This window comes from Gilliamella sp. Bif1-4, assembly GCF_001690535.1.
Lineage (GTDB): Bacteria > Pseudomonadota > Gammaproteobacteria > Enterobacterales > Orbaceae > Gilliamella > Gilliamella bombi.
This window is the reverse complement of sequence record NZ_LZHC01000002.1, coordinates 1-6,187: the sequence shown is the minus strand read 5'-3', so window position 1 is coordinate 6,187 and position 6,187 is coordinate 1. Positions and strand designations below refer to the sequence as shown.

Sequence of the window (6,187 nt, the reverse complement as noted above, 5' to 3'; positions counted from 1 at the left end):
GAACGTGGTGCTGAGGTTATCATGGGTATTCTTTACCCAGGTAAAACAGTAGCGGAATTATCACAAGAAGAAAGACAACAAATCAGCGCCCTATCACAACTCGCCACAGGCCTTGCGATAGCCGCTGCCGGTGGTGATATTCAAGATGTGAATACTGGCGTTGCTGCGGGTAAAAATGCGGTTGAGAATAATTATTTAAATGTATCAGAAGATAAAAAGAGAAAAGATGCACAGGCCCAATTAGACCTAATTGAAAAAGGAATAATGATTGTTTCGGATGACCGAAAACAAGAACTACAAGGTCAAGTCGCTGTATTAAATGCTTTGGATGAGCAACGAAATGAAATTTTAAATACGGTTTGCCAGAATTTAAGTTCATTAGAATGCAGTGCAGCCAGAGCAGATCTACAAGCAGCATACGATAGTTATTTTAAAACGATCAAACCAGAAGATTATATAGCCTATAATGATGCTTATTCTAACTATACTAAGTACTATGATGGTTATAAACAAATATTGAGCCAGATAAACAAATTAGAAGGACAAGATCTTGCAGCTTTTAATGAATATAAAGCTCAGAATTTGTCAGAAGGTTTAGGGATTAGTATTGAATCTGCCCGGAACTTGATTAAATTTGATAACGCAATGCATTCGGCAGCAATAATTGCTTCAGCGGTTGTTGGTCAAAATAGTGTTAAATCTGCTGGAAAGGGAACGACACTCCCTAACGGTTATACTTCACAAGGAGCTAATATTGTCGGACCTAAAGGCGGCGTTTATACCCATACAGGAAAATTTGATGCCGCAGGTAACCCAATATATACTAATAACGGTGCTTATTATACTTTTGAAAATGGTGCAAAAACGAAGGTGCCATCGCCGAATACAGGGAAAACAACCAACGGTCGCCACATTCATCCACATCAGAAATAGATGTTGGCGCCAGCTTGCCTCCAGATTATAGAGGTCAAGTAAGTTATAAAGATGGTGTAGAAGTCCCTCACGGTACAAAAGGAAGTGTAAGACCTGATTTTTGTAATGGCACAACTTGTTCAATAGAAGTGAAAAATTATGATATAGGCAAATACGCTGATAATCTGATTAATAATATTTCTAAACAAGCACTTGAACGACAAAAACATTTACCAAATGGTATGCAGCAACAAGTTTGGATAGATGTTAGAGGGCAGCATTTAACACCCGCGTTAGAATTTAAAATTAGACGCGGAATTGTTCGAAAATCTAACGGAATAATTAGCTCAAAACAAATTGAATTTTTGAAAGATAAAAGGTAATTAAATAATGTTATTAACTATTGGTATTAGAGGTGGGGGTTCTGTATTTATTCTAGGTACAGACAGTGATATGAGATTATTTTTTGATTGTATTTCATATTATCTTTTGCCTAAATATCCCAAAGAAGATTGGTCTATTTTAACGGACCGTTTATATCGTCGATATTTGAAGTTAGAAGAGCTAGATACGGCTGAATCGTTAATGAAATTGGTCGAGGAGGAGTTTAAACAGTTAGATAGAGAAGCCATTGATTGGGGACCTATTTTATCAGGTAAAGCCAAAAGTGATTTAGACAGAACAAAATCAACTTTATATGATATTTTTGATGGTTACTTTTATGCATTTCATTATTGTGTTGAATCTGCCAAGATAAGTTATGAGGGCTTTAAATCAGAACCCGATTATGAATATGAGCCAGTAATGGTGGCTATAACTACATTACCTTACTCAATAAGTTATAAACAAATACCGCTATCTGTTTTTGATAACTTAGGCGCGGATGAAAAGCCGATTTGGTGGACAGGGAAAATTCCTAAATAACCTTGTTTTACTTTTCCAATTCTGTGATAAAGCTCGCAGAATTGGAATATATGATTCAATTTATAACTAAGTTATGAACTCTAACACCAATTTGTATTTCTCATAGTGCCATATCTCTTTCTATTCAAAACATAAAAAACATATTAACTCACTATTTTTACTTGCAAAAAATCGGTCAGGAAAGACATTGATTTTATTGAAGTTTTTCTTAGTGTTTTTTTGTAATGGCAAAGGTGGTTTTGGTATTACTGTCGGCAGCAACAAAAAATCTACGAAGACGCATACAAAAAGGCGATGAACGAAGGGATGTCAGCGATGGGCAGTGACGCCCGCCAAGGTATTGACATGGCGGTTAGTATCATCAACGGCTTAATCAGTGGTGACATGACAGGGGCAGCCGCAGGGGCACTTGCACCAAAAATTGCGACTATTATCAAACAACAGACCGAAGGAAACACCGTTGCCAACACCGTCAGCCATGCGATACTCGGTGCGGTGGTAGCCGAGCTACAAGGCAACTCTGCACTAGTGGGTGGCTTGGGTGCTGCTGCAAGTGAACGCGGTGCTGAAGTGATTGCGGGCATACTTTACCCTGATAAAGACATCAAAGACCTAAGCCAAGAAGAAAGGCAACAAATCAGCGCCCTATCACAACTAGCGACCGGCCTTGCGATAGCCGCTAGCGGTGGTGAGATTCAAGATATCAATACAGGCGTTGCTGCGGGGAAAAATGCGGTTGAGAATAATGGTTTGGCTAGAGGAGCTATTAAAGGATTAGAAAAAGGTTATGAAGCATGTATGAAAATGCCTGCTTGTCGGAATGGTTTAATGCAATTGGGTGTAAATTTTGGTTTAACTAATGAGCAAATACTAGAAGCCATGGAAGTTGGGCGAACACGAGATATCAATCAAATTAAAGAATTAACTCCAGAACAGATAGCTTGGTTAGATGCGCAAATAGTGGCTAAAAAAGGACTAGCCTCAATCATGTTTGGTAACCAAACTTTTGGTGATAGAATTTATAATGAATCATCCAATAACAACGATAATAACAATAATGCAGTACCTGGTTCAGGAAGTGTTGCCGCTGGAGGTGCACCGGGATTACCTCCTGATGATGACGATGATAATAGGCACAAGCAAGATAACCAAAAATACCAAAATCAGAAACAGCAAGAAAGATTTGATGAATTAAGGAATATCTATGATAAAAATAATCCTACCACAGATTTAAAAATTGATGGGCAATTAATTAGGCAAAATGGCGGAAATCGTTACTCCACTCGCATTTACGAGAGTCAAAATTTGACCGATAAACAGATATATAATTATGCGGAGGAACTAGCTGGACAGCCATTAACCAAAGTTAGAGATGGTGTTTATACAGCAAGATTAAAAGATGGTACAGATATTACATTAAGAAATGTGTCTCATTCTGATACAGGAGCACGTTGGACTATTGATATAAGAAATAACCCAACTTTAACAAATTTATACAGAGGTTTAAGAAAAAATGCAGAAATTAAATTTAAGTAAAAACATGATAAACGAAAATGATTATCAAGAAATTGTTGATTGGTCAGAACTAAGCGCTTTTAATGGGCTATGGGCATATATTGCCCCTGACATGTTCCCTTCTCTAAAATCTAATGAAGAAAAATTTCCATTTCAAGAAAGAAAAGAATTATTTTTTTATTTTGTAAAGAGGTTACTAAAAGAGGGGCGTCTTAAATTAGCAAAAAATGGTCGGCTTTTAGAAGGTTCAATAGAAGAGCAAATAAAATTGTTTTATGAAGCTTTTCCGAAAACAGAAGATGAAATGTTTGATAAGCAAAAATTAATGGATAATTATTGGTTTTTTGATGATTCTTGTCCAGCAGAAGCGGTGTGGGTTAATGAAGATGGTTCTTTAGAATGGACTTAACTTGCTAACTTATCTACTTATCCAAAATTTTGTGTACTTGCTGGTTAAAAGTGACAGTTAATGCTGTCACTAAATTCGATAATTAATTTTTTTATTACTAATTTCGGCTTAGCACTGCTTTAACCATTATTATTTTTATACACTATTGTAGAAAATAAAGCCTACTTGTTGCATTGCGCATTGTGTCATATCTCCTTCTATCTAAAACATAAAAAATACATTAAGTTACTATTTTTACTTACAAAAAATCAGTAAGGAAAGATATTGATTTTATTTGAGTTTTTCTTGATGTTTTTGTGCTAGCCGTGGCGATAATAGTCTCAGAAGCGAAAGACAAGAGCCAAAACCGCCTTGACACCGGCACAATCAGCTTTAGTGATATCAAAAACAAAGCGGACTACCAAGTCAGTAGCAGCAGTGCAAGCGTTAGCTCTAGCGGCATGCCATCGATGCCAACCAGTCGCAACAAAAACGAAAGCGAGCATTCGACGACGCATTCAGCGGTATCGGAAGGGACGATAATTATCCGCAACAAAGACGACCAAAAACAAGATATCAACGAATTAAGTCATGATACTGAGCAGGCGAATAACGAACTCAAACACATTTTTAACAAACAAAAAGAGCAAGACATCATCGACCAAACGCAGTTAGTGAGTGAAATTGGTGGTGAAACGTTAACGATGCTTAATCATATAGACCGGATAAGAGCCGAATACAAGGCAAAAGAAGCGGTTGAAAAGGAAAAAGAGAAAGGTAAAAACAAGGGACTAACAGAAGAAGAGCAACAAAAAATCTACGAAGACGCCTACAAAAAGGCGATGAACGAAGGCATGTCAGCGATGGGCAGTGACACCCGTCAAGGCATTGACATGGCGGTTAGTATCATCAACGGCTTAATCAGTGGCGACATGGCAGGGGCAGCCGCAGGGGCACTTGCGCCAAAAATTGCTACAATTATCAAACAACAGACCGAAGGAAGCACCCTCGCCAACACCGTCAGCCATGCCATACTCGGTGCGGTGGTAGCCGAGCTGCAAGGCAACTCAGCTCTAGTGGGTGGCTTAGGTGCTGCAGCTAGTGAACGCGGTGCTGAGGTTATTGCGGGCATACTTTACCCCAACAAAGACATCAAAGACCTAAGCCAAGAAGAAAGGCAACAAATCAGTGCTCTATCACAACTCGCCACAGGCCTTGCGATAGCTGCTGCCGGTGGTGATATCCAAGATGTGAATACTGGCGTTGCTGCGGGTAAAAATGCGGTTGAGAATAATTATTTAAACTCTCAAGATCATCAAAAGAAGGTTGGTTTAGAATATAGAGAAGAAGGTTTATTAACTGATGAAGAAAAACAAAAGTTAATGGAACTTCGAATTAAAGATAAAAGCGCCTCAGAAGCGTTATTAGAAGCTTGTGTTGATGTAAATAGTGAAGCATGTCGTTCTGAACGTAAAAAGGCTTATGAAGCGTTAGGAACATACATAAATTATTATTATAACAAATTAGAAGAACAAAATGGTTATCAACAAATAAAACATTTATTAGATGGTACCTCAAACTCGCCAGAAGCAAATCAATTACGTGCTATTTATGAAGTGATCCTCGCCAAAAAAGTGGACAAAAGTTGCCTCTATGGTATAAACAAAAATCATAGGAGACAAATATCATGGTCAAAAAATTTAATATCGAATTCAAACAACAATCAGTGGATTATGCGTTATCTAATGCACACCTTTCTATCAGCGAACTTGCCAATCATCTAGGTGTGGGTAAATCAACCCTAGATAAATGGATTAGGCAACTTTCCCCGAATAAAACCAGCCGTCGAGAGTTAACCGCTGAGCAACAGCGGATTATGGCGTTAGAAAAAGAGATTAAAGAACTGAAAATGGCTAATGATATACTAAAAAAGGCGCATGTGTACTTCATCAACAATCCAAGTCGATGAAGTACGCTTATATGAAAAATCATTTAACCTGCTATCCCGTTACTAGGATATGCTCATTACTTGGTGTCAGTTCATCGGGTTATTATGCTTGGTTAAAAAGAGCAAACAAATCAGTTAAACTCAGCGAGTATATCCAAAAGCAGTATTGGCAACATAAAGCCCGTTTGGGTGCGCCAAGCCTGCTTCATGATGCAAGAGAAGCAGGCTATCAAGTTTCAGAAAGGACAATTAGCCGTGTTTTGCAACAATTGGGATTACGGAGTAAAGCAGCACGTAAATTCAAGCATAAAACAGACAAGGCTCATCACAATATTGCGCCCAACACGTTAGATAGGCAATTTAATCCTGATAAGCCTAATAAAACATGGGTAACCGATATTACTTATATTAAAACGGGTGAAGGTTGGTTATATTTGTCGGTGATTATCGATTTATATGGACGAAAAGTGATTGCTAGGCAAACCAGTCGCTACATAGAC

At 38.0% G+C, this 6,187-nt stretch carries 8 protein-coding genes; all 8 read left to right on the top strand.

The window, feature by feature from the left end:
• A partial coding sequence (locus tag A9G25_RS00065; protein WP_176701038.1) for a VENN motif pre-toxin domain-containing protein occupies positions 1 to 933 on the top strand: 933 nt, incomplete at its 5' end.
• Between the two features lie 14 nt (positions 934 to 947).
• Positions 948 to 1,295: a hypothetical protein gene (locus A9G25_RS00060; protein ID WP_065625222.1), complete on the top strand. Its 348-nt coding sequence runs from the start codon at positions 948 to 950 to the stop codon at positions 1,293 to 1,295.
• Between the two features lie 7 nt (positions 1,296 to 1,302).
• Positions 1,303 to 1,836: a hypothetical protein gene (locus A9G25_RS00055; protein ID WP_065625221.1), complete on the top strand. Its 534-nt coding sequence runs from the start codon at positions 1,303 to 1,305 to the stop codon at positions 1,834 to 1,836.
• Positions 1,837 to 2,130: 294 nt separating this feature from the next.
• Positions 2,131 to 3,372 carry a VENN motif pre-toxin domain-containing protein gene (locus A9G25_RS00050; protein WP_081297072.1) on the top strand — a complete coding sequence of 414 codons (1,242 nt, stop codon included), beginning with the start codon at positions 2,131 to 2,133 and terminating at the stop codon, positions 3,370 to 3,372.
• Positions 3,350 to 3,760, top strand: a complete 411-nt coding sequence (locus A9G25_RS00045) for a DUF596 domain-containing protein (RefSeq protein WP_218057487.1) — start codon at positions 3,350 to 3,352, stop codon at positions 3,758 to 3,760. The genes A9G25_RS00050 and A9G25_RS00045 overlap by 23 nt, the downstream gene beginning before the upstream one ends.
• Before the next feature lie 305 nt (positions 3,761 to 4,065).
• Positions 4,066 to 5,523 (top strand): VENN motif pre-toxin domain-containing protein, encoded by a 1,458-nt coding sequence (locus tag A9G25_RS00040; protein ID WP_065625219.1) that lies wholly within the window; start codon positions 4,066 to 4,068, stop codon positions 5,521 to 5,523.
• On the top strand, positions 5,427 to 5,708 hold the full coding sequence (locus A9G25_RS00035) for an IS3 family transposase (RefSeq protein ID WP_065625218.1): 282 nt from the start codon (positions 5,427 to 5,429) through the stop codon (positions 5,706 to 5,708). Before A9G25_RS00040 ends, A9G25_RS00035 begins: the two co-directional genes overlap by 97 nt.
• Positions 5,705 to 6,187, top strand: a 483-nt coding sequence (locus A9G25_RS00030) for a DDE-type integrase/transposase/recombinase (protein WP_141674942.1), incomplete at its 3' end; no start/stop codon positions are given. The genes A9G25_RS00035 and A9G25_RS00030, both read left to right, overlap by 4 nt.